Annotated in this window: 23 protein-coding genes; 15 read left to right on the forward strand and 8 right to left on the reverse strand. The window is 52.2% G+C overall.

Annotated elements, in window-relative coordinates; translation table 11 throughout:
- Positions 1-21 precede the first annotated feature (21 nt).
- On the forward strand, positions 22-480 hold the full coding sequence (locus ACR64Q_RS15420) for a DUF192 domain-containing protein (protein WP_313732379.1): 459 nt from the start codon (positions 22-24) through the stop codon (positions 478-480).
- 2 nt (positions 481-482) lie between these two features.
- Here the strand turns inward: ACR64Q_RS15420 and topA are convergent, their stop codons facing one another.
- From topA to ACR64Q_RS15440, 4 genes are read right to left on the reverse strand one after another with little or no spacing between them, the layout of a single operon-like run.
- Positions 483-2,804 (reverse strand): type I DNA topoisomerase, encoded by a 2,322-nt coding sequence (gene topA, locus ACR64Q_RS15425; RefSeq protein WP_313732380.1) that lies wholly within the window; start codon positions 2,802-2,804, stop codon positions 483-485.
- A 16-nt stretch (positions 2,805-2,820) separates the two neighbouring features.
- On the reverse strand, positions 2,821-3,288 hold the full coding sequence (locus ACR64Q_RS15430) for a Smg family protein (protein WP_020482932.1): 468 nt from the start codon (positions 3,286-3,288) through the stop codon (positions 2,821-2,823).
- A gap of 8 nt (positions 3,289-3,296) precedes the next feature.
- The gene (dprA, locus tag ACR64Q_RS15435; RefSeq protein ID WP_313732381.1) at positions 3,297-4,394 is read right to left on the reverse strand and encodes a DNA-processing protein DprA; all 1,098 of its coding nucleotides are present in this window, start codon (positions 4,392-4,394) and stop codon (positions 3,297-3,299) included.
- Between the two features lie 56 nt (positions 4,395-4,450).
- The gene (locus ACR64Q_RS15440; protein ID WP_313732382.1) at positions 4,451-5,482 is read right to left on the reverse strand and encodes a LysM peptidoglycan-binding domain-containing protein; all 1,032 of its coding nucleotides are present in this window, start codon (positions 5,480-5,482) and stop codon (positions 4,451-4,453) included.
- A 282-nt stretch (positions 5,483-5,764) separates the two neighbouring features.
- Here ACR64Q_RS15440 and def point away from each other — a divergent pair, with 282 nt between their 5' ends.
- The 8 genes from def (at position 5,765) to rpsI (ending at position 13,443) form a co-directional block, all read left to right on the forward strand.
- A complete protein-coding gene (gene def / locus ACR64Q_RS15445; RefSeq protein ID WP_020482935.1) occupies positions 5,765-6,268 on the forward strand; it encodes a peptide deformylase in 504 nt (167 codons plus the stop codon).
- A gap of 12 nt (positions 6,269-6,280) precedes the next feature.
- On the forward strand, positions 6,281-7,207 hold the full coding sequence (fmt, locus tag ACR64Q_RS15450) for a methionyl-tRNA formyltransferase (RefSeq protein WP_313732383.1): 927 nt from the start codon (positions 6,281-6,283) through the stop codon (positions 7,205-7,207).
- The gene (gene rsmB / locus ACR64Q_RS15455) at positions 7,204-8,499 is read left to right on the forward strand and encodes a 16S rRNA (cytosine(967)-C(5))-methyltransferase RsmB (protein WP_313732384.1); all 1,296 of its coding nucleotides are present in this window, start codon (positions 7,204-7,206) and stop codon (positions 8,497-8,499) included. Before fmt ends, rsmB begins: the two co-directional genes overlap by 4 nt.
- 13 nt (positions 8,500-8,512) lie before the next feature.
- Positions 8,513-9,040 carry a DUF4390 domain-containing protein gene (locus ACR64Q_RS15460; RefSeq protein ID WP_313732385.1) on the forward strand — a complete coding sequence of 176 codons (528 nt, stop codon included), beginning with the start codon at positions 8,513-8,515 and terminating at the stop codon, positions 9,038-9,040.
- Positions 9,022-11,178, forward strand: a complete 2,157-nt coding sequence (locus tag ACR64Q_RS15465) for a sensor histidine kinase (RefSeq protein WP_313732386.1) — start codon at positions 9,022-9,024, stop codon at positions 11,176-11,178. The genes ACR64Q_RS15460 and ACR64Q_RS15465 overlap by 19 nt, the downstream gene beginning before the upstream one ends.
- Positions 11,175-12,536, forward strand: coding sequence for a sigma-54-dependent transcriptional regulator (locus ACR64Q_RS15470; RefSeq protein ID WP_026601903.1), 1,362 nt, complete (start codon positions 11,175-11,177; stop codon positions 12,534-12,536). The genes ACR64Q_RS15465 and ACR64Q_RS15470 overlap by 4 nt, the downstream gene beginning before the upstream one ends.
- A gap of 73 nt (positions 12,537-12,609) precedes the next feature.
- The gene (rplM, locus tag ACR64Q_RS15475) at positions 12,610-13,038 is read left to right on the forward strand and encodes a 50S ribosomal protein L13 (protein WP_026601904.1); all 429 of its coding nucleotides are present in this window, start codon (positions 12,610-12,612) and stop codon (positions 13,036-13,038) included.
- A 15-nt stretch (positions 13,039-13,053) separates the two neighbouring features.
- Positions 13,054-13,443 (forward strand): 30S ribosomal protein S9, encoded by a 390-nt coding sequence (gene rpsI / locus ACR64Q_RS15480; protein ID WP_020482942.1) that lies wholly within the window; start codon positions 13,054-13,056, stop codon positions 13,441-13,443.
- 71 nt (positions 13,444-13,514) lie between these two features.
- On the opposite strand, the gene ACR64Q_RS15485 is transcribed toward rpsI, so the two are convergent.
- A complete protein-coding gene (locus ACR64Q_RS15485; protein ID WP_313732387.1) occupies positions 13,515-14,027 on the reverse strand; it encodes a DUF2380 domain-containing protein in 513 nt (170 codons plus the stop codon).
- On the reverse strand, positions 14,024-14,440 hold the full coding sequence (locus ACR64Q_RS15490) for an SRPBCC family protein (RefSeq protein WP_313732388.1): 417 nt from the start codon (positions 14,438-14,440) through the stop codon (positions 14,024-14,026). Before ACR64Q_RS15490 ends, ACR64Q_RS15485 begins: the two co-directional genes overlap by 4 nt.
- Before the next feature lie 193 nt (positions 14,441-14,633).
- Here ACR64Q_RS15490 and ACR64Q_RS15495 point away from each other — a divergent pair, with 193 nt between their 5' ends.
- The gene (locus ACR64Q_RS15495; protein WP_313732389.1) at positions 14,634-15,986 is read left to right on the forward strand and encodes a sensor histidine kinase; all 1,353 of its coding nucleotides are present in this window, start codon (positions 14,634-14,636) and stop codon (positions 15,984-15,986) included.
- Entirely contained in the window at positions 15,983-16,690 is a 708-nt protein-coding gene (locus ACR64Q_RS15500; protein ID WP_313732390.1) for a response regulator, read from the forward strand. The genes ACR64Q_RS15495 and ACR64Q_RS15500 overlap by 4 nt, the downstream gene beginning before the upstream one ends.
- On the opposite strand, the gene ACR64Q_RS15505 is transcribed toward ACR64Q_RS15500, so the two are convergent.
- Positions 16,687-17,103: a hypothetical protein gene (locus ACR64Q_RS15505; protein WP_313732391.1), complete on the reverse strand. Its 417-nt coding sequence runs from the start codon at positions 17,101-17,103 to the stop codon at positions 16,687-16,689. The genes ACR64Q_RS15500 and ACR64Q_RS15505 overlap by 4 nt on opposite strands.
- Before the next feature lie 265 nt (positions 17,104-17,368).
- On the reverse strand, positions 17,369-18,058 hold the full coding sequence (locus tag ACR64Q_RS15510; protein ID WP_313732392.1) for a 4'-phosphopantetheinyl transferase family protein: 690 nt from the start codon (positions 18,056-18,058) through the stop codon (positions 17,369-17,371).
- A 153-nt stretch (positions 18,059-18,211) separates the two neighbouring features.
- Here ACR64Q_RS15510 and ACR64Q_RS15515 point away from each other — a divergent pair, with 153 nt between their 5' ends.
- From ACR64Q_RS15515 to ACR64Q_RS15530, 4 genes are all read left to right on the forward strand, one after another.
- Positions 18,212-19,948, forward strand: a complete 1,737-nt coding sequence (locus tag ACR64Q_RS15515) for an acetolactate synthase 3 large subunit (RefSeq protein WP_313732393.1) — start codon at positions 18,212-18,214, stop codon at positions 19,946-19,948.
- Positions 19,948-20,439 (forward strand): acetolactate synthase small subunit, encoded by a 492-nt coding sequence (gene ilvN / locus ACR64Q_RS15520; protein WP_020482951.1) that lies wholly within the window; start codon positions 19,948-19,950, stop codon positions 20,437-20,439. The genes ACR64Q_RS15515 and ilvN overlap by 1 nt, the downstream gene beginning before the upstream one ends.
- Before the next feature lie 32 nt (positions 20,440-20,471).
- Positions 20,472-21,488, forward strand: coding sequence for a ketol-acid reductoisomerase (ilvC, locus tag ACR64Q_RS15525; RefSeq protein ID WP_026601912.1), 1,017 nt, complete (start codon positions 20,472-20,474; stop codon positions 21,486-21,488).
- Between the two features lie 67 nt (positions 21,489-21,555).
- Positions 21,556-22,335, forward strand: coding sequence for an outer membrane protein OmpK (locus ACR64Q_RS15530; protein ID WP_026601913.1), 780 nt, complete (start codon positions 21,556-21,558; stop codon positions 22,333-22,335).
- Positions 22,336-22,406 lie beyond the last annotated feature (71 nt).

The following is a 22,406-nucleotide window of genomic DNA, read 5'->3' on the forward strand; positions in this document are numbered from 1 at the left end:
CTTATATTACTGACACTCCGTATGCACTCTTATCTTTCCCGCACAATTTTCGGCATAGCTTTTCTTGCGGCACTCAACAGCGCTGGGGCTTTAGCAGACGCGTTTACAGAGTTCAACAACCCAATCACATTTGTAGCTCAACAACGTATCGTCTACGCGGCCATCGCCGCTAACGAAAGCGAACGCGAACACGGACTGATGTTTCGCCAGACACTTGCCGAAGACCAGGGCATGCTTTTTGTCTATCCAGATCAGACTCAGCGCGCAGTGTGGATGAAAAATACCTTACTGGCTTTGGATGTGGTGTTTTTAACCGGAGACGGCCGGATTGCAGGTCTGTTAAAAAAGTTACAGCCCTGCCCCAAAGATCCGTGCCGGATTTACGATTCCAGAGTAGCGGCCAGATACATACTGGAACTGCCAGCGGGCTTTATCGAGAAACACGCAATCCAGGTCGGGCAAACAGTGGCACTTCCCTAGACTCAAGCCGGTCCGTTTGCGTCATCTGGATCACCCTCGTAAGGCGTGGCGTATTTGCACTCTTTCTGCGGACAGACTTTTTCGGTGCCGCGGCGCTTGGTGGTTTTTAAGGTCAGAATCGGCCAGTTGCAGTCCGGGCAACTTTCCTTGACCGGCGCGTCCCACAAGGCATAATCGCATTTCGGATATTCCGAGCAGGAATAAAAAATTTTCCCACTACGCGCCTTGCGTTTTAGGATCGCTCCGCTCTTGCACTGCGGACATTCAACCCCGGTATCGGAAGGCTTTTCCAAAGGTTCGATGTGCTTACATTTCGGATATCCACTACAGCCGACAAATTTTCCATACTTGCCAGTCTTTATAACCAGCGTCGACTCGCACTTGGGACACACTCTCCCTTCCACCACCTCCGGCTCGGCCGATGCGGCACCGGCGTTGTCATCACCCAAATTTCGAGTGTAGGAACAGGTCGGATAATTGGTACAGCCGATAAAGCGGCCATTCCGACCCAGGCGAATCGATAGCGGACTGCCGCATTCCGGGCACTGCTCGTCTATGCTTTCCTGCGTGACATCCTTGCGTTGTACACTTTCTTCTTTCTCGCTGATCAACTGCGTGAACGGCCGCCAAAAGTCGTCCATCAACGGAATCCAGTCCTTCTCTCCGCGCGACACCGCATCCAACTCGTCTTCGAGGTTGGCGGTAAAATTGTAATCGACGTATTTGGTAAAATGCTCGGTTAAGAATTTGTTGACGATACGCCCGACATCAGTCGGATAAAACCGCTTGTTATCGATGGTCACATATTCGCGGTTTTGCAAGGTCGAGATAATCGTCGCGTAGGTGGAGGGACGGCCAATGCCATGCTCTTCCAGGGCTTTGACCAGACTCGCCTCGCTGTAGCGAGGTGGCGGCTCGGTAAAATGCTGGGTGGCTGCAATCTCATTCAACACCACCGGCCGCCCTTCTTCCATCGGCGGCAACAGACTGTCTTGATCGTCCGCTGCTTCCTTGCTGTCGTCCACGCCTTCCAGATAAACCTTCATGAAGCCCGGATTGGTCACCGTGGAACCTGTAGCGCGAAATACGTTTTTATCGCTGCCGCAATTCAGATCGACCGCTACTTGATTCAAGGTGGCGTGGATCATTTGGCAAGCAACGGTACGCTTCCAGATCAAATCGTAGAGTTTGAATTGCTCTGCGCTGAGCCGGCTTTTTACCTGCTCGGGCAAGCGCTGTACGGACGTTGGACGTATCGCTTCGTGGGCTTCCTGAGCGTTTTTAGATTTGGTTTTGAAACGGCGCGGCTCTTTTGGCACATCGTCCGCACCATATTTTTCGGCTATCAAGGCCCGTATATCGGCCAGCGCTTCTTCAGCCAGATTGACCGAATCGGTACGCATATACGAAATCAAACCAACGGTTTCGCCGCCCAGATCAATGCCTTCGTATAACTGTTGCGCCACCATCATCGTCCGTTTGGTGGTAAAACCCAGTTTGCGAGCTGCCTCCTGTTGTAAAGTCGAAGTGATGAACGGCGGCGCCGGATTTTTGCTGCGTTGCTTTTTCTCCAGCTTGGCAACGATCAACTGACCGTCGGCGGCATCCAGCAAGCTTTGTTTGACTTGATTGGCCTGCACTTCATCGGTAAAACTGAACTGATTCAGCTTTTCACCATTGAAATGCGTTAATTTGGCTTTAAACGGCAGCCCTTGCGCACTGGCTTCAGCGGTATGCGACCAGTATTCGCGGGTCTTGAACGCCTCGATCTCCATCTCACGTTCGACGATCATCCGCAACGCAGGGCTTTGCACGCGACCAGCGGATAAGCCGCGGCGGATTTTCTTCCATAGCAACGGCGATAGATTAAAACCAACCAAATAGTCTAAAGCCCGCCGCGCCTGTTGAGCGTTGACCAGATTATTAGATAACTCGGTGGGATGGGCGATAGCCTCAGTAACAGCCTTTTTGGTGATCTCATGAAACACCACCCGCAGCACTTCTTTGTTTTTTAGAAGCTTTTTTTCCTTAAGATGCTCGAACACATGCCAGGAAATCGCCTCGCCTTCCCTATCAGGGTCAGTCGCCAGATACAGCGTATCGACATTTTTGATGGCTTTGCCGATCTCTTGCAGATGGCGTTGGTTGCGATCAATCACCTGATATTTCATCGCAAAACCGTTTTCCGGATCGACTGCGCCCTCTTTGGGAATCAAATCGCGGACGTGACCGTATGACGCCAGTACCTGGAAATCCTTACCCAGATACTTCTCTATGGTTTTGCATTTTGCCGGTGACTCTACAATGACTAAACTTTTGCTCATGCTGTCCGTAGAAAAATCAATGTAAAGAAGTAGGTATCAAATCGTAAACTATGTCTTCCATTCTGGAAAAAGCGGCACTATCGCCGGGTTGACTTAATAACACCATCAATACAATCCATTTCAATTTATCCAGAGTAATATTTTCGTCTTTCAAGGCCATCGCCCGATCAATCGCGATCTCGCGATTGATCGGCGTCAAGATGCCGCTGTGCTCAAGATACATCAAGAAATTCCGGCACTCCATGTCGAACACGGAGATTTCCTGACCGCTAAAAATGCGGAACGACGAGGAAACCGCCGGTGTGATGCTCTCAATTTCGGCTAAAGACTCCAGCCAATCGAACGCCTTATTGACATCAGGCTGCTGAAAACCCGCATCCAGCAACTCGCTGGCAATGACGGCAGTATCCGGATAGTTATCGCTGTCGCCATCCAGATAATTTTCAAACAGATAAATGAGCACATCGAAAATATCTTCTTTCATTAGAACCTTTATTTGACTCGGAGGTAGCCACCACCGGCAAGCGCGGCAATGTAGCCTTGTAACTCCAACACCAGCAGCGTCGAGGAAACTTCTTCCGCCGACCAACCGCTATCTCGCACCAGAGTATCGACCGTTGTGGGACTGTACGGAATCAATTTCAATAGATTTTGCTGCTCCAGGTCAAGCGAAGTCTGCGGCAATTCCGACTCAGCGCGCATATACCTTTGATTATAATGACCTAATTCCTCAAAAATATCTTGTGCGGTTTCGACTAATTTAGCTCCCTGGCGAATTAATGCATTGCAACCGCGCGCCAAAGGGTTATGAATCGAGCCGGGAATCGCAAAAACTTCCCGATTTTGCTCAAGCGCCAAACGCGCGGTAATCAACGACCCACTTTGCTGGGCCGCCTCCACCACCAACAAGCCGACGCACAAACCACTAATGATTCGGTTTCGCCGGGGAAAGTGATTGGCTTTGGCATTGGTACCCGGAGGAAACTCTGAAACCAAGGCGCCATGTTCGACAATTTGCGTAGCCAGCTGTTTATGACAAGCAGGATAAACTCGATCCAACCCGGTACCCGCCACAGCTATGGTCTGCCCGTTTACGTTTAACGCACCTTGGTGGCTAGCTGCGTCGATCCCTAATGCCAAACCACTGGTCACGGTAAAACCAGCCTCGGCTAGGGCCTCGGCAAATTGAATTGCGGTGCTGATACCAACCGGCGACGGATTGCGACTACCGACCATTGCCAATTGCGGCTCTTGCAGTAAGGCTGGATTGCCTTTGACAAATAATATCGGCGGGGGATTGGCGATTTCTCGCAGTTGCGCCGGATAGTCGGCATCGTCCAAGGTGAATGCATAATTACCGGCTTGCTCCAACCAGCGAATGTCGTCTTCGACCTTTTGCCAATCCGGTTTTTGCAGAGCGTCTATCAATTTCTCGCTGAAACCCAAGCCAGTTAAAGTGGCTCGCGACGCCGAGAATATCTGCTCGGGCTCGAAATGCGCCAGCAAGCGCTGAATGGCCTGACTGCCGACGCCGGGACTACGCAGCATCGCCAGCCAGTACTTGATTTGCGGATTGAGTGCGGATTCCAAAACAGCTTAAACGGCAATCCAGAGCGAGTTAAAGCCTGCTGATGGCAGATAACCCATTAGGGCGTCTGCACTCTATCCAACGTATGCATCGCGGCAGTGGCCTGCATCACCAACGCATAGCTGACGCGTTCGAACGGCCGAAACACCATCAACACACCAGCTAGCTCGTCCGGCATTTTCACCGCCACCGCTTCCTGAGATTGATACCTATCCACGATGACATGCCCTTTACGATACACATCCAAGGTATGCCCCACCTCCAAACCGTCGGCAGTACCTTTGTCAATGACCACTACATCGTGTTGACCGATCTGCGACACGCCGCCCTTCACTTGAATGATGCTGCCCACCACCTGATGTTTAGGCGGCCTTGGAAAATAATTTAAAGCTAACTCACCCTCTGAAGTAGGCATCAAGCGGTCGCCGCGTTGAATTTCCATATCGGATTTATTAATCAGCAAGGTGGCCGGATCACCCGGTTCCTGTAGCGTGGTATCAGCGATATATTGCGCTTCGTAGCCCAAAATTTCCTTGGTAACTGGACTGACATAGGCCTTGCCTGCTCGATAAATGGTATACCCCAAGCCCGATGGGTTTTCGATGGCCCGGACGTAAACCCCGTCTCCGGCCCCGGCGATCAAATGTTCGCCGACAAACCCGATGACATAAGGTGCGTGCTGCAACTCTTCCGCTGTTACGACTTTCGGCGAATTCAAGAATTGCACGATGGCATCGCTGGGGATCATTCTAATGGCTTGATCAATCTCCGACTCGCGCACTCGCGGCAACAGTTTTTCGTCGTTACCATCCTGCGAGAAACTCAAACGCGGCACGCCGTTTACATAAGAAAAGTACAAAGTGTCGCCCGGGTAAATCCAATGCGGATCCTTGATTTGCGGATTGTTATGCCATAGCTGCGGCCATTCCCAAGGGTGCTGTAAAAACTTCCCGGAGATATCCCACAAGGTATCGCCTTTAACAACCGTGTACTGATCGGGATGATTGGGGTTTATTTTCAGCTCATCGGCCCAAGCCACTGCGGCAAAAACCAGTGGTATTAATATTCCCAGTATCGCGCGAAAAAACATAATTTATCCTGCCAGAGCTTATAAAACCGTTCAAAATCCGCCGGACGAAGCGCCCAAACGCAAAATCGGCAAGCGTCAATATCTGGTGCATGCCGCTTAGCCCAAATTGAAACAAATGCGTAAAAAACCAACCATCGATTTGCCGCACAGTTTAGATTAATTCGGGCATTATGCCAGCACGAGCCGATCCAACCTAAACCCAGCCCTATTTAGTCTTCACGTTCAAACCCTGGGCAATTTCGGATAAAATCCCACTATTACAGTTAGCAAGTGGAGTAATGGGTGAGTATTCTTACAATTCTGGAGTTTCCCGATAAACGGCTGCGGACGGTCGCCGCCGAGGTGGACACAGTCGATGACGGCATCAAGACCTTGGTCGACAACATGATCGAGACCATGTATGCCGCCAAGGGAGTAGGCTTGGCCGCAACTCAGGTAAACGTGCATAAACGCGTTATAGTGATGGACGTCAGCGAGAACAAAGACGAACCGATCTGCCTGATCAACCCACAAATCATCGAGCGCGACGGTGTTGAAGAATCCGAGGAAGGTTGCCTGTCGGTACCCGGCTTTTTCGAAAAAGTCAGCCGCGCCGAACATATTAAAGTCAAGGCGCTAAACCGCGACGGCGAAAGTTTTGAATTGGAGGCCAGCGAATTACTGGCGGTGTGCATTCAACACGAAATGGATCATCTGGAAGGCAAGTTATTCGTCGATTACCTCTCGGCCTTCAAACGCAACCGCATTAAAGCCAAGCTGGATAAAATTCACAAGTCGCAGGGCTAATCAGGACATCTCATGAAAATCGTGTTTGCCGGTACGCCGGATTTTGCGGTTCCAACTTTGCAGGCCCTGCTGGATTCGCGGCATCAAGTCTGTGCGGTTTATACTCAGCCCGACAGGCCAGCCGGACGCGGCCGCAAGCTGACCGCCAGCCCGATCAAGGAACTGGCCATATCCGCCAATATCCCGGTTTATCAGCCGGAAAACTTCAAAAGCCCCGAATCGATTGCGCAATTAGCGTCGCTCACTGCCGATTTAATGGTCGTCGTGGCTTACGGCCTGATTCTACCTAAGGCGGTATTAGACATTCCCAGGCAGGGCTGCATCAATGTACATGGCTCGCTGCTGCCGCGTTGGCGCGGCGCGGCGCCGATTCATCGGGCCGTCATGGCTGGCGACAGTAAAACCGGCATCACCATCATGAAAGTAGTAAAAAAACTCGATGCCGGCGACATGCTTTATAAAGCCGAATGCCCAATCAGTGCCGACGCCACCTCCAGCAGCCTGCACGATCAATTGGCGCACATGGGCGCCGAAGGGCTGGTTAAAGTGGTCGAGCAGATAGCCAATGGGTCGCTGCAAGCCGAACCGCAAGATGAGGCCCTAGTCACTTACGCCCACAAACTGGAAAAACAGGAATCAAACTTGGACTGGCAAAACTCCGCTGTACAACTGGATCGTCAAGTACGTGGCCTGAACGCCTGGCCGGTGGCACAAACCCTCTATCAAGGCCAAGTGTTGCGCGTCTGGCGCAGCCAGGTGCTCGATAAAACCGCTGAGCAAGCCCCCGGCACCGTCAGTTGCGCAGAACACGCGCTGGACGTAGCGACCGGTAACGGCGTACTGCGCCTACTGGAAGTACAACTTCCCGGCGGTAAACGCATCGCCGGCAAAGATTTTATGAATGCCCATCCGGCCGACCGCGTCATCCTAGGCCTATGAATCTGCGCGGCTGCTCGGCACAGATCCTCGCGCACGTCCTCAACGACGGCCAATCGCTGACCGCCGCCCTGGAGCATGGCCTACCCAAAATCAAGGATGTCAAAGACCGGGCTTTCGTCCAAGCCTTGTGCTACGGGGTAATCCGTCATTTTTACGCATTGGATTTTATGCTGGGCCGCCTGCTCAGCAAGCCGCTCAAACAAAAAGACAGCGACATTAAAGCCTTGCTACTGATTGGTCTGTATCAACTGCAATATATGCGGGTCAAATCGCACGCCGCCGTCTCGGAAACGGTAGCCGCCACCAGCCACAAACCGTGGGCCAAGTCCTTGGTGAACGCGATACTCAGACAATATTTACGCGACGCCGAAAGCTTGCAGCAAGCCTGTACCGGGGACAGTCAGGCCCGCTACAACCATCCGAACTGGATAGTGGATTTGCTCAAGCAAGACTGGCCGGAACATTACGAAAAAATCCTGCATGCCAACGACCAAGCGCCGCCGATGGCTTTGCGCGTCAATCTGCTGCAAGGTAGCCGAGCTGCCTATCTGGACGAACTCACCGCGCAAGGCATCGCCGCGCAGCCGGTAGATTGTTGCGAGAGCGCGATACGGCTGGACCAAGCCTTGGCCGTCGAGCAATTGCCGGCGTTTACTCAAGGCCGCGTATCGGTACAAGACACTGCCGCGCAACTAGCCGCAGAGCTGCTTGATGCCCTACCCGGCCAGCAGGTACTGGATCTATGCGCCGCACCGGGCGGCAAGACGGCGGCGATTCTGGAGCGCCAACCCGCTTTGGGCGGTCTGCTGGCGGTCGATGTCGATCTAAACCGCCTGGAACGAGTGACCGACAATTTACAGCGCTTAGATTTACACGCCGAGACCTTAGCCGCCGACGCCAGCCAGCCAGCGATATGGGCTGGCGACCGCCAATTCGACCGGATACTGCTGGACGCGCCCTGCTCCGGCTTCGGCGTGATCCGCCGCCATCCCGACATCAAGTTACTGCGCCGCGCCGACGATATTGCCGCCCTGCAAGCGTTGCAAGCCAAGATTCTTGATAATGCCTGGCAATTGCTAAAACCCGGCGGCATCTTGCTGTACGCCACCTGCTCGATATTGAAACAGGAAAACGAAGCGCAAATCGCCGCATTCCTTGCCCGACACAGCAACGCCAGCGAAATTCGCATCGACGCGCACTGGGGCATTGCGCGGCCACTCGGCCGGCAAATCATCACTGGCGACCGGCAAATGGATGGCTTTTATTATGCCAAGCTTCATAAAGCCGCTTAGGTACGGGATATTGATGCTTTGCCTGCAACTTGCGCCAGGCCTTGTTAAAGCTAGCGATTACGCCGCGCGCATCGAATACGCCGAGTTACAACCTCTCGATCAAGGTTATACCGTGCGAGCTCATATCGATTACCGACTGAGCCCGACCGCCAAGGAAGCATTGCACAAAGGCGTGCGGCTAACCTGGGAGGTAACGATAGAACTGCGCCAGCCCGGCGCGTTGTGGGACACGATAATCCATAAACACAAACTGACGTACAGCCTGCAATTCCATGCCTTGCTGAATCAATATGTGGTGCAAACCCCGTTCGATCGCAGCGAAATGTTTTTAACCTTGAGCGCCGCAATGAATTTCATGGCGGCCGTGCATGACAGCACGCCAATTCCCGCCGAACGCGTGACAGCCGGCACACCTTACCTGCTGGCGGTAAAAACTCAATTCAACCGCGAGCAGCTACCGATACCGCTGCGTCCGGTCGCCTATCTGGATAACCGCTGGTTTCTCTCTAGTGCCTGGTACACATGGCCCATTCAAAAATAAAGTTACCGGCCAGCGCCACCATTATTCTGCTGTTCGGCTTCGTATTGCTATCGCTGCAATTGATGAGCAGCGCCACCCAGGAATCATCGGAACTCGGCGAAATGTATTCCTGGCTGTTGGTCATCAATACGCTGGGATCAGTAATTTTGCTGGGTTTGGTCGCGTTCAACGCCTATTCGTTGGTGCGGGAATTAAAGAAAAAAGAAGCCGGCTCCCGACTTACCACACGCATGGTGTCCTTGTTCGTTTTGCTGGCCTTGGCGCCAGCGGCCATCGTGTTTTATTTCTCCGTGCAATTCCTGCATCAAGGCATAGACAGCTGGTTTAACGTTGAAATCGACCGGGCTATGGACGATGCGTTGGAGTTGAGCCAATCCTCGCTGAATCAACGCATGAACTGGCATATCAAGCAAACCAAGCAAATGGCCGATCAACTCCGCGACAAATCGGAAGCCTTGATTGCCATGGAAGTCGGCTCGCTGTGGGCAGATTCCGGGGCATTGGAGATTGCGGTATTTTCCAATCAAGGTCGGGTATTAGCGTCCAGCAGCGTCAACCCCAGCGATATTTTGCCGCATCTGCCCGACGAGCAAATCTGGCTGCTGCTGAGGCAGAATAAGGAATATTTTGCTTTCGACCCCGGCGATAACGATGAAATGCTGGTCCGCATCATCGTGGCTATCGAAGCGGATCAAAGCCGATTTTTGCAAGCCTTGTTTCCGATTCCGGTTAGGGTAACCGACCTGGCAGACTCGATTGAGTTTGCCTTCATTCGTTACCAGGAAATGAATTTCCTGCGCGACTCGCTGAAAACCAGCTTCTCGCTCATCCTGCTCCTGGTGTTGCTGCTCAGCCTGTTGGCGGCCATTTGGGTAGCCTTTATCAGCATCCGCAACATCGTCGCGCCGGTAAAAGAATTGGTAAAAGGTACGCAAGCGGTCGCCGACGGCGATTATCAACAGCAGCTGCCGGTAATGAATCAGGACGACCTGGGTTTCCTGGTGGAATCCTTCAACCAGATGACCCGCCGTATCGCCCGCTCCCGTGACGAAACCCGTGCAGCCGGCCTGGAGGTGGAAAACCAGCGCGCCTATTTGGAAACCATACTCGCCAATCTGACCGCCGGCGTAATCAGTTTCGACGCGGCCTTTTACATCCGTACCGCCAATCAAGCCGCCTACCGGATTCTGCACATCCCGGTCAGCCATTTTGTTGGGGAGACGTTGCCAACCCTGGCGACCATGCACAGCGAACTGGCCGAGGTATTGAACGCGATCCAAAGCTTGCTGGAAAAAGCCGACGACATTTGGGAGCAACGCATCGTGTTTCTCGGCCCCAACGGCCGCCAGGAGTTGTTGTGCCGAGGTACGCCGCTGTTCTCGCAGCACGGTGCCCGAACCGGCGCGGTCGTGGTATTCGACGACGTCACCGACCTGATTCAGGCGCAAAAAAACGCAGCCTGGGGCGAAGTGGCGCGACGTCTGGCGCATGAGATCAAAAACCCGTTGACGCCGATCCAGCTGTCGGCCGAACGCTTGCAGCACAAGCTCTCCAAGGAGTTACAGGACGGTTCCGCCGAATTTCTGCAACGCGGCACCCGCACCATCGTCCAGCAAGTGGAAGCGATGAAGCGGATGGTGGACGATTTTTCCGAGTATGCCCGCCCATCCAAGAAACAGGTGGAAAAAATCAATCTGGTCGATCTGATTCAGGAAGTCATGGCCTTATACCTGCCGTCCGGCATCATTTTCAGCACGGCATTCGCCAGCAACAGAGTACTGGTCGAAGCCGATCCGGTCAGCCTGCGCCAAGTACTACACAATCTGATAAAAAACGCCCAAGAGGCCACCACGGCCCCCTGCCGCATCGAGATCAAAATCGCCAAAGTCAGCCGCAATAACACCGACTATGTCGAATTGGGCATCTACGATAACGGCAACGGCCTGAACGCGGAACAGCTTGAAACCATTTTCGACCCCTATGTGACCAGCAAAGCCAAAGGTACCGGTTTGGGCTTGGCCATCGTCAAAAAGATCGTCGAAGAACATGGCGGGGTGATTTGGGTGGATACGTCTTATAATGGCGGCGCGGGGTTTTTACTCCAGCTGCCGGTTTTTGAATTTGGGAACTTTAAATGAATAAGCAAGCACCGTATATTTTGGTGGTCGATGACGAGCAGGACATTCGTCAGTTGGTGTCGGAAATTCTCGAAGATGAAGGCTACGATGTCGCCATGGCGGAAAACGCCACGGAAGCCAAAGCCCTGAAAAATCAGCGCCCGCCTAATCTGATCCTGCTGGATATCTGGATGCCGGACAGCGACGGCATCACCCTGCTGCGGGAATGGGTTAGTGAAGACGACGCGCTGTGTCCGGTAATCATGATGTCCGGGCATGCCTCGGTGGAGTCGGCGGTGGAAGCGACTCGACTTGGTGCTTACGACTTTTTGGAAAAACCGCTGTCGCTGGCTAAATTACTGTTGATCGTCGAACGCGCACTGGAGACCAGTTCCTTACAACGCGAAAACGCCGGTTTGAAGCAACAGCTGATGATAGGCGTGGACCCGGTCGGTAAAAGCGCGGTGGTGGAGCGCACCAAAGACAAATTAAAACGCCTGGCGCAACATGACGCCAGAGTGTTATTCGTCGGTGAAGCCGGGGTCGGCAAGGAAATGTTCGCCCGCTATTTGCATAACAATAGTTCGCGGCGCGACGGTTCCTTTGTCGACGTGTCGGTCGGTAGTATTTCGCCGGAAAATTCGGCGGTAGAATTTTTCGGGCGGGAAGACAACGGCAGGGTTTATCGCGGCTTGTTGGAACAAGCCCATCGCGGCACGCTATTTCTGGGCGAAATCGGCGGCATGGATCCGGAAACTCAAACTCGCTTGCTTAGCGCGCTGGAATCCAGCTCGTTCCTGCGGGTTGGCGGCAGTCAGGCGGTGCGCGTCGATGTGCGCGTCGTCGCCTCCACCCGGATGTCTCTGGAAGAAGAAGTCAACAGCGGCCGCTTCCGCCAGGATCTTTATTATTTGCTGAACGTGGTGACACTGGAGATTCCGCCGCTGCGTGAACACAGCGAAGATGTGCCCAGCTTGTTGAATTTTTATGTTGATCATTTCGTTACCCAGGAAAAGCTGCCGTTCCGGCGTTTCTCGATGGCGGCGCAAAATTATTTGCGTAATTACAGCTGGCCGGGTAATGTGCGCGAACTGCGTAATCTCGTACAGCGTCTAATGATACTCGGTGCCGGTGACGACATTGAGCTGGACGAAGTCAAAACCGCCCTGGGCTCGATCGCCGAGCAACCCAAGCTGGGCCTGAATGTACCGGAGTTTTTCAATTTGCCGCTGAAGGAAGCCCGCGACCATTTTGAAAAATCCTACCTGGAATATCATTTCGAAAAAACCGGCGGCAGCGTTGCCAAACTAGCATCAGCTATCGGTATGGAACGTACACATTTGTACCGAAAACTCCATTCCCTGAAAATTAAGCTTTAATTTGACTTGAAGTTAACGCCCCTATTAAGTACAATTCACGGTTTTTATAGCCTCAACAGACTAAAAAGCAAAGATGAAAACATTTAGTGCAAAGCCCGCAGAAGTTAAGCGCGATTGGTACGTGATTGATGCAGAAGGAAAGACATTAGGTCGCCTTGCTACTGAAATTGCACGACGTCTTCGCGGAAAACACAAACCCGAATTCACACCACACGTTGACACCGGCGATTACATCATCGTCATCAACGCCGAAAAAATCGGCGTTACCGGCAACAAAGAAAAAGACAAAATGTACTACCACCACACTGGTTATGTCGGTAACATGAAGTCAGCTTCTTTGGGTAAGTTAAGACAAACTTTCCCGGACAGAATCATCACCACCGCCGTACAAGGCATGCTGCCCAAAAATCCATTGGGTCGCGCCATGTTCAAAAAATTGAAAGTTTACGCAGGTTCTGAGCATAATCATCAATCTCAGCAACCTAAAGTTTTAGAATTCTAAGCAGGTAGATAGTTTATGGCAGCTCAATACTACGGAACAGGTCGTCGCAAAAGCGCAATCGCTCGCGTCTACGCCACCATCGGTTCAGGAAAATTCACTATCAACAAACAACCTGTTGAACAATATTTCGGCCGCAAGACTGACGAAATGATTGCCAGACAACCTTTGGAATTGTTGGGCAAAACCGGTGATTTCGACATCAACATCATCGTTACTGGCGGCGGCCCATCAGGCCAAGCTGGCGCGATCCGTCACGGTCTGACCCGTGCACTGATGGTTTTCGACGAAACCTTGAGACCGTCACTGAGAAAAGCCGGTTACGTTACTCGCGACGCTCGTGAAGTTGAACGTAAGAAAGTCGGTCTGCACAAAGCCAGAAAACGTCCTCAATACTCAAAACGTTAAGCGTCTCTTTATTGGGAACAAGAAAAAGCCGCTGCAAAGCGGCTTTTTTTGTGCCTGTCGAAACCGCCAAACTACTTAACGCTATACGCGGCAAGCGTAGCACTGATCTTTCCAGCCAACGTATCGATGCCATGCTGAGTAACTTTCTGATGATTACCCTTCAACTCGATATCGTAACGCGCTACCGCCGCCCGTTGCTTCACGTCGACAAGATAAACCCACAGATACGAAAATAAAAAGCTCGGTTTGCTGTGCTGACTGACCAGCACCCAATCCGCCCCCTGCCGCCGACCCAAGTCCGCTGCCAAATCGTGAAATCGGAACAGATAACCGAAACTAGCGTTGGCGGCTTTCTGACTATCCGCATCGACAACTCTGATTTGATAATTACCTGACCGACTCAAGACTTCCATCAACAAAGGCGCCATGCTGGAAGTGCGGGTTATTTCCTCCGGCGTGTTCGGCAGCGATGTGATGTCGTTCAATTCGAAACCCAAAACCGCTATCCGCTGCGCGGCATTGGCCGGCGTTGAGAAAATAGCCGCAGCCAACGACATACATTTGATGGATTGGACGCAAGTCATAAAGCCTCCGACGCCGAACGTGACACAGCTGAAGTCAGCAAATCCCGCTCCAATCCAGCCACGCCGTCGCTTATAGCCTCCGCTTCAATATCCACCACCCACTCCAGCATGCTACCGCCATCAACCGCTTCGCCAACCGTCACCGTTCCCAGATAATGACTCACCGGAAACGGCGATTCAATGCGGTTGTATTGAAAGCGCCGGTTGCCATCATCGATTAGCTCGATTCTGTCAGTCATTTCCCCGCCCGCCACCAAAGTCAAAATTCGTGTGGCCCCGACGCCATTTCCTATCACACGACAATCGGAAATCACTGGAAACCATCGTTCCAGACCGCCGATACCGGCTATCGCCGACCATACTGTCTCGGTCGGTATAGACATGGTTTTGCTGATAGTCACTGTTTTAAGCATCTTTGATCTCCCAATTAAGCTGTTTTAAACGATCTCAGCTTAAGCAGTCCTGCGACACCGGTAAGCCGAATTTTGCCCGAATAACTCGGGCAAATTGCCCGCCCTTACCATCAAGCTATTCAGCAGCAACTCAACTATCTAAAATGCCTGCCAAACTGCCGTCACCGGCTTTTCAGCGCGCGACGAACCGATCATGAATCTAAAACTGTATTTGTTAACCCGCATTACGGCGGTAGCCTTACTGTGTTTATTGGCCACGCTGACGTATGTATTGCAGCGCAGCGCCCAACAATCGGCGGCGCAAGCGCAAAGCACCTTAGCCGCGCTAGGCAAACAACTGGAGTTTCAATTATTGAAAGTAAGTGCCGGGGAAAAACCGGCCAATCCCTTCCCGGATTTTGATTTATGGAAACAGACTGGCAGTGAGCCGGGCATTTGCGCCAGTTATCTCGCCAATGACGGCGAAACGATGCGTAACTACTGCAAAGGCATCGACCTATCCACTCATCACTATCCCAAGCATTTTGCTGTGCTATACCGACGACTTTTCGGGCCGGACTTCGACTGGCAGCGACCGATAATCTACAACGGCCAGGTTTACGGGGTATTAACGGTTTCGGTTAGCGCTGAGTTGTCGATAGCCCGCGCTTGGGATAATGCCCGCAATTTACTGGCATTGTCGACAGCAACGATCACGGCGGTTTGCCTGCTGGTTTATTTAGTCGTCAGCCGCGCCCTGCTCCCGGCTCAGGCTATTGTGGAAGGACTAAGCCGACTCAGCTCGGGCGATTTAGCGTTCCGGCTGCCCCACTTCGACTTACTCGAATGGCGGCAAACCGCGACAGCAATCAACCGACTCGCCGAAAACCAGCAACAACTCTTAGCGGAACGGCAAAAACTGGCAGTGATGTTGATGAACTTGCAAGAAGAGGAACGCCGCTATCTGGCGCGGGAACTGCACGACGAATTAGGCCAATGTCTGACTGCAATCCACGCCGTCGCGACCGCCATCGCCCAAACGGCGCAGAAAAATTGTCCCGAGCTAGTCACAGAAGCTGAACAAATCAGCCGCTTTACCCAAGCCATGCAACAAAGCGTGCGGGATTTATTGACTCGCTTACGACCGGCGGAACTGGAGGAATTAGGCCTGGACGCCAGCCTGCGTAGCCTGATAACTAGCTGGAACGGTCTAGGTAAAACGCACTACAGCCTACACATCAGCGGCGATTGCAGAATGCTGACGGAGCCGCTGGCGATCAGTCTGTTTCGCATCACCCAGGAAGCCGTCAGCAATATCGCCAAACACGCCTCTGCCAGCCAAGCCGATATTACCCTAATAGTCGACAGCACCCAGGCATCGATCACCATACAAGACGACGGCAACGCCATCGCTTTGCCGTTTGCTGCACACCATGGCATAGGCTTGCTGGGTATGCGCGAACGCGTAGCCGCCTTAAACGGCCAATTTGCTTTGCACCTAGCCAAGCCGCATGGCTTGATAATCCAAGTCCGCTTGCCGCTCGAGCAGCCGGAGAGCGTACGATGAATAAGCAAACCACTATCAATATTTTGCTGGTAGACGATCACGCCATAGTCCGGGAAGGCTACCGTTCCTTAATCAGCAAACAAGCGGACCTGAAGGTCATTGCTGAAGCTGGGAACGGCGTCGACGCTTATCGCCTCTACAAGGAATGCCAACCCGACGTGGTGGTTACCGATTTAACCATGCCCAGCTTAAGCGGCCTGGAATTGATAGGGCGTATCAAACAGCGCGACAACAAAGCCAGGATATTGGTATTCAGCATGCATCAAAATCCCAGCTTCGCCCGCCAAGCTTGCCGCGCCGGCGCGTTGGGTTATGTCAGCAAAAGCAGTGCACCGGACATTCTCCTGCAGGCAATACGGGAGGTCTACCTTGGCAAGCATATGCTCAGCACTGACATCGCCCAAGCGTTGGCGCTGGAAAAACTCGGCAATGAATCCAGCGCTCTGAATAGTTTAACGGCTAGAGAATTCGAAATTCTGCGCCTGCTGGTCGAAGCCAACACCCAGGACGCCATTGCCAAAACCTTGAATATCAGCCCAAAAACCGTCGGCAATTGTCATTACCTGATCAAAAACAAGCTGGGAGTGAACAGCGACATCGAGTTGACCCGGTTAGCGATAAAACTCAATGTGCTTAGCTTGCTGGATTTGGCGGATCCGGCGCAAGCCACCCTCGCACCAGCAGCAAACCGACTTATCAATTAATTGATCGCATATTGTTCGCGTGCCTCCAGCGCTTCCGCCAACGCCAAATGCCCCGCCGCGTCGAACAATATGCGCTGCTCGGTGAAAAATTCGGCAGCGGCGTCGATGGTATCCATGATCACCGCGACCACAAAGCGCTCAGCGTGAGTGGATGCCACCATTTTCTCAGGGACGGCACATTCTATCCGTAAAGTCTGCGAGGCTTTATCGAACGAATGCAAACGCAAACCTTCGAAATCGGCTTTTTCCTGGCGACTGGGTAATAAAAATATCAAATCCAGAATCGGCGCCCGTTTTTGTATCGGCTCCTCGCGGAACCTTGCCAAATCGACGGCGATTTTGGTAATAGCTTTAGCGATGACACTCTCGTCAAGCGCGCGGTCCGGCATCATGGATGCAATGTGTATAGTCATATCAACCTCTCTGAGTAACCTGCTTTTTGGTGTACTCAGCAAATACCATTCCAATATCCAGCTTTACAGTTAAGAAGCTCAAGTCAGGCCGACAATCAACGGTTAATGACAAATCAAGGGCAATGCGTTACTAAAAATTGAGTTGGCGGCATTAAGAGTTGGAACGGGTATTTGTTGTAAAGCCCACATAATCAGCATACCCAACAACGATAGACGCGACAATGGACTAAACGCAAAAGCCGGACCACTCATTGATGCGAAAAACTCAATCTATTGGCAGCGCTAACAGCCGCAAATCGTAATAACATGCCGGCGTGACTAGCGCCGCGCGACTAGCATCATCAACGTCTAATTCGTGAACCAGCCAAGTGTTTGCCGAACCGTATTCTGGCGGAATGGCTAGCAACTGCCCGCCCTTTTCCAATTGAAATTCGCATTGTTCTATTCCCAAAGCAATTCCCCTACCCACCGCTTTGACGAAAGCCTCTTTTTTGGTCCATAGTCGGTAAAACACCTCCAACCGAGCATCCACCGACAATTGGCACCAATCCTGATATTCTTGATGGGAAAAACAACGCTCCGCCAGCCTATCGAGATGCTGCCGCGACCTACAGGTCTCGATATCGACACCAATATGGCCGAAATCTGCAACCGCTAATAATAAAGTATCGGCACTATGCGAAAGGTTAAAATGTAGCGCGCAGCCAATCAAAGCCGGCTTGCCATAACGCCCTGTTTCGAACACCAGGGAAGATGGCTCTACATCAAGATAGCCAGCCAGAATTTGCCGCAATAAACCGCGCACCGCAAGGTAACGGTCCCGCAATAAGGCTGACTTGAATACCTCTGCTTTGCATCTCTCGTCATCTGTCAACAGCCCGGTCAATTGTTGCAACGCCGTCACCGGTAGGCGCATATCCCCATGCCAAACATCGACAAAATACTGTTTCACCATTTCTCTCTTACTGTATAAACCTATCTATTTACCAACAATCCCAAGCAAAACCCTTGGTTTTCCTTGACGAAAAGGGTCAAAAACAGTAGCTTATCCAACCTTTTTTGTAAAATCTGCATTTCCCCGATCGATTAGTTTTTTGAGGACGTAAAATTGGAACTCAGTGGCGGACATATTCTTGTCCAATGTCTTAAAGATGAAGGTGTCGAATTTGTATTTGGCTATCCGGGTGGCTCTGTCTTGCACATCTATGATGCCATTTTCCATCAAGACGAAGTGAAACATATCTTGGTCAGACACGAGCAAGCGGCTGCCCATGCAGCTGACGCCTATGCGCGCGCGACCGGCAAACCGGGCGTGGTGCTGGTGACCTCGGGACCAGGAGCAACCAATGCCGTCACCGGCATTGCCACAGCCTATATGGATTCGATTCCGATGGTGATCATCTCGGGACAAGTGCCGTCGCCGGTGATAGGCAGCGATGCGTTCCAGGAAGTCGATACGGTGGGTATTACCCGGCCTTGCGTGAAACACAACTTCCTGGTCAAAGACGTCAACGACCTGGCCGAAACCATGAAAAAGGCCTTTTACGTGGCGACCACCGGTCGTCCTGGCCCGGTGTTGGTCGACGTACCCAAGGACATGACCGATCCGAACATCAAGGTGCCCTATAAGTATCCGAAAAAGATCAGCATGCGTTCTTATAACCCCGTGGTGACAGGTCATAAGGGCCAGATCAAGCGGGCGGTAGAAATGTTGCTGACCGCGCAAAGGCCGATGATTTATTCCGGCGGCGGCGTGATTCTCGGTGAAGCGCATAAAGAGCTGACCGAATTGACCCAATTGCTGGGTTATCCGATCACCAACACCCTGATGGGTTTGGGTGGCTATCCAGCTACCGACAAACAATTTGTCGGCATGCTGGGCATGCATGGTACTTACGAAGCCAATATGGCGATGCACGAGAGTGACGTCATTCTGGCGGTCGGCGCGCGGTTTGACGACCGAGTGACCGGTAAGTTGGCTGAGTTTTGCCCGTACGCGAAGATCATCCATATCGACGTCGACCCAGCCTCGATATCCAAAACCGTTAAAGTGGACGTCCCCATCGTCGGCGAAGTCAAGCCGGTACTGGAACAAATGATAGAGCTGATCAAAGACAGCAAAGTCAAACCATCCAAATCGGCATTGGAATCCTGGTGGCAGCTGATTCAAAGCTGGCGCGATGTACATTGCCTGGAATACGACCGCAACAGCAAGGTAATTAAACCGCAATATGTGGTGGAACAGCTGTATCAGGTCACTCATGGCGAAGCCTATGTGACATCAGACGTTGGTCAGCACCAGATGTATGCAGCGCAGTATTATCACTTCGATAAACCTCGGCGCTGGATCAACTCCGGTGGCTTGGGCACGATGGGCTTTGGCTTGCCGGCTGCAATTGGTGTGAAATTGGCGTTTCCGGAAGCCAATGTCGCCTGTATTACCGGCGAAGCCAGCATCCAGATGTGTATTCAGGAACTCTCCACCGCCTTGCAATACCATGCGCCGGTGAAAATCATCAACCTGAACAACCGCTACATGGGTATGGTGCGGCAATGGCAGGAGTTTTCCTACGAGAGCCGTTATTCGCAATCGTATATGGATACCATCCCCGACTTCGTCAAACTGGCAGAGGCCTACGGCCATGTCGGCATGCTGATCGAAAAACCCGAAGACGTGCGCGGCGCCCTGGAACATGCGTTCGCCTTGAAAGACAGAACGGTATTCCTGGATTTCATCACCGACCGTACCGAAAACGTTTACCCTATGATTGAAGCAGGCAAAGGCCATCACGACATGAAATTGCGCGTCGCACCCGGCACCCCGGTAGACAGGGAGTTGTCATAATGAGGCACATCATTTCTATCTTGATCGAGAATGAATCCGGCGCTTTGTCACGGGTAGCGGGCTTGTTTTCTGCGCGCGGCTACAACATCGAGTCCTTGACCGTAGCGCCCACGGAAGACCCAAGTCTGTCGCGGATGACCCTGGTCACCAGCGGCAGCGACGAGATCATCGAACAAATCACCAAGCAGCTGAATAAGTTGATCGACGTGGTGAAATTGATCGATTTGGCGGAATCGGCGCATATCGAAAGGGAATTGATGCTGGTGAAAATCAAAACCAGCCATGACACGCGCGAGGAAGTGAAACGCATGGTCGACATTTTCCGCGGCAAGATTATCGACGTCACTGCCAACAGCTATGTGGTGGAAATGACCGGCCAATCCAGCAAACTGGACGCTTTTATTCACGGCTTTGAAGAAGGCAGCATCATCGAAGTGGTGCGCTCCGGCCCGACCGGCATCTCCCGCGGCGAAAAAGGCTTACACCTGTAACATTTATTATTTACCCAGCAACGAGAAAACCTATGCAAGTTTATTACGATAAAGACGCCGACCTTTCTGTTATCAGAAGCAAAAAAGTAGCCATCATCGGCTATGGCTCACAAGGCCACGCGCACGCCAACAACCTGAAAGACTCAGGCGTTGACGTCGTCGTCGGCTTGCGTGCCAATTCAGCGTCAGTCGCCAAAGCTCAAGCCAGCGGCTTGACTGTAAAAGACGTACCAGAAGCCATCGCCGGCGCCGACGTGGTGATGATTCTGACCCCAGACGAGTTTCAATCCAAACTGTACAAAGAAGAAATCGAGCCAAACATCAAAGAAGGCGCTGCTCTAGCATTCGCGCACGGTTTCGCAATTTTGTATAACCAAGTCGTGCCTCGTAAAGACCTGGACGTGATCATGATCGCCCCCAAAGCGCCAGGCCACACCGTGCGTTCAGAATTCGTCAAAGGCGGCGGTATTCCCGATTTGATCGCGATTCATCAAGATGCGTCCGGTATGGCTAAAGCCATCTGCTTGTCATACGCATCGGCTATCGGTGGCGGCCGGTCCGGCATTATCGAAACCACCTTCCGCGACGAAACCGAAACCGATTTGTTCGGCGAACAAGCGGTATTGTGCGGCGGCGCGGTGGAACTGGTCAAAGCCGGTTTTGAGACACTGACCGAAGCGGGCTACCCACCTGAAATGGCCTATTTCGAGTGCTTACACGAATTGAAACTGATCGTAGACTTGATGTACGAAGGCGGCATCGCCAACATGAACTACTCGATCTCCAACAACGCGGAATATGGCGAATACGTCACCGGCCCGAAAGTGATCAACGAAGAAAGCCGTTGGGCGATGAAACAAGCCCTGGAAGACATTCAACAAGGTAAATACGCCAAGCAATTTATCCTGGAAGGCCAAACCGGCTACCCTGAGATGACTGCCAGACGCCGCCTGAATGCAGAGCATCCTATCGAAGTCGTTGGCGCCAAATTGCGGGGCATGATGCCTTGGATTAAAGCCAATCAAATCGTCGATAAAAGCAAAAACTAAGCTTATCGGCTAGGATTAAAGCCCATCTATACGATGGGCTTTTTTTTTGCCCGTAGGATTTTGCCAAATGCCTGATCATTCTCGCTTCAACCAGCTTTATCTCGGCATCATAATTGCGACCTTGGCACTACCCTGCTCCGCTGAATTCTTGCAGTGGAGCAACAGTGAGATTCAATATCTGCATGGCGGCAACTACCAGGAACCTTTCAACCCCAACGACGTCAGCCAGTCCATTACCACCGTCACCCACGCCCACGGCTGGGCTTACGGCCGCAACTTCTTCTTCATGGATACGCTGTTTACCGAATCCGGCCAAGCCGCGCAAACCAATCTCTACGGCGAAGCCTATAGTACTTTCAGTCTCGGCAAAATCACCGGCTTGGACCTGTCATACGGCATATTCAAGGATTTTGGCGTTACTGGCGGCATTAACCTGGGCGAAAATATGAACAGCCAACGCAGTGGTTTTCGGGCGTGGCTGTACGGCATTACCCTTGATTTCAATCTGCCAGGTTTTGACTATTTCAATGTGGACTTTTTGCGCCAACGCGTTACCGAAACAGCAGACATAGGCACATCCTGGCAAATCACGCCAGTGTGGAAACTGCCTTTCGAGATCGTCGGCACGAAGTGGAGTTTCGAAGGCTTTGCCGATTTCATCGGCCGCAACCACGGTACCTCTCGCCAAGCTTTGGCTCAACCGCAGCTAAGACTCGATATTGGCGACTTATGGGGCAATCGTAGCCATCTGTATCTGGGCATCGAATATCAATACTGGCACAATAAATACGGCATTAAAGGCCTGCACGACAACGTGCCGCAAGCCTTGCTTTTGTGGAAATTTTGATGCCAATTGCCCGGTATTTAGTTAAGCAGCTGTCATATTCAGCATGTACAATGCCGCCAACTTTTCAACCT

The sequence above is a fragment of the Methylomonas sp. 2F7 genome, from assembly GCF_057126975.1.

Excerpts from the sequence above, each read along its gene's own strand:
- ACR64Q_RS15420 (WP_313732379.1), top strand. The coding sequence starts at position 22 with ATGCACTCTTATCTTTCCCGCACAATTTTCGGCATAGCTTTTCTTGCG.
- ACR64Q_RS15490 (WP_313732388.1), bottom strand. The coding sequence starts at position 14,440 with ATGCTTAAAACAGTGACTATCAGCAAAACCATGTCTATACCGACCGAG.
- ACR64Q_RS15495 (WP_313732389.1), top strand. The coding sequence starts at position 14,634 with ATGAATCTAAAACTGTATTTGTTAACCCGCATTACGGCGGTAGCCTTA.
- topA (WP_313732380.1), bottom strand. The coding sequence starts at position 2,804 with ATGAGCAAAAGTTTAGTCATTGTAGAGTCACCGGCAAAATGCAAAACC.
- ACR64Q_RS15430 (WP_020482932.1), bottom strand. The coding sequence starts at position 3,288 with ATGAAAGAAGATATTTTCGATGTGCTCATTTATCTGTTTGAAAATTAT.
- ACR64Q_RS15505 (WP_313732391.1), bottom strand. The coding sequence starts at position 17,103 with ATGACTATACACATTGCATCCATGATGCCGGACCGCGCGCTTGACGAG.
- rplM (WP_026601904.1), top strand. The coding sequence starts at position 12,610 with ATGAAAACATTTAGTGCAAAGCCCGCAGAAGTTAAGCGCGATTGGTAC.
- ACR64Q_RS15485 (WP_313732387.1), bottom strand. The coding sequence starts at position 14,027 with ATGACTTGCGTCCAATCCATCAAATGTATGTCGTTGGCTGCGGCTATT.
- ACR64Q_RS15500 (WP_313732390.1), top strand. The coding sequence starts at position 15,983 with ATGAATAAGCAAACCACTATCAATATTTTGCTGGTAGACGATCACGCC.
- rsmB (WP_313732384.1), top strand. The coding sequence starts at position 7,204 with ATGAATCTGCGCGGCTGCTCGGCACAGATCCTCGCGCACGTCCTCAAC.
- fmt (WP_313732383.1), top strand. The coding sequence starts at position 6,281 with ATGAAAATCGTGTTTGCCGGTACGCCGGATTTTGCGGTTCCAACTTTG.
- rpsI (WP_020482942.1), top strand. The coding sequence starts at position 13,054 with ATGGCAGCTCAATACTACGGAACAGGTCGTCGCAAAAGCGCAATCGCT.
- ACR64Q_RS15470 (WP_026601903.1), top strand. The coding sequence starts at position 11,175 with ATGAATAAGCAAGCACCGTATATTTTGGTGGTCGATGACGAGCAGGAC.
- ACR64Q_RS15460 (WP_313732385.1), top strand. The coding sequence starts at position 8,513 with ATGCTTTGCCTGCAACTTGCGCCAGGCCTTGTTAAAGCTAGCGATTAC.
- ilvN (WP_020482951.1), top strand. The coding sequence starts at position 19,948 with ATGAGGCACATCATTTCTATCTTGATCGAGAATGAATCCGGCGCTTTG.
- ACR64Q_RS15465 (WP_313732386.1), top strand. The coding sequence starts at position 9,022 with ATGGCCCATTCAAAAATAAAGTTACCGGCCAGCGCCACCATTATTCTG.
- ACR64Q_RS15510 (WP_313732392.1), bottom strand. The coding sequence starts at position 18,058 with ATGGTGAAACAGTATTTTGTCGATGTTTGGCATGGGGATATGCGCCTA.
- ilvC (WP_026601912.1), top strand. The coding sequence starts at position 20,472 with ATGCAAGTTTATTACGATAAAGACGCCGACCTTTCTGTTATCAGAAGC.
- ACR64Q_RS15530 (WP_026601913.1), top strand. The coding sequence starts at position 21,556 with ATGCCTGATCATTCTCGCTTCAACCAGCTTTATCTCGGCATCATAATT.
- ACR64Q_RS15440 (WP_313732382.1), bottom strand. The coding sequence starts at position 5,482 with ATGTTTTTTCGCGCGATACTGGGAATATTAATACCACTGGTTTTTGCC.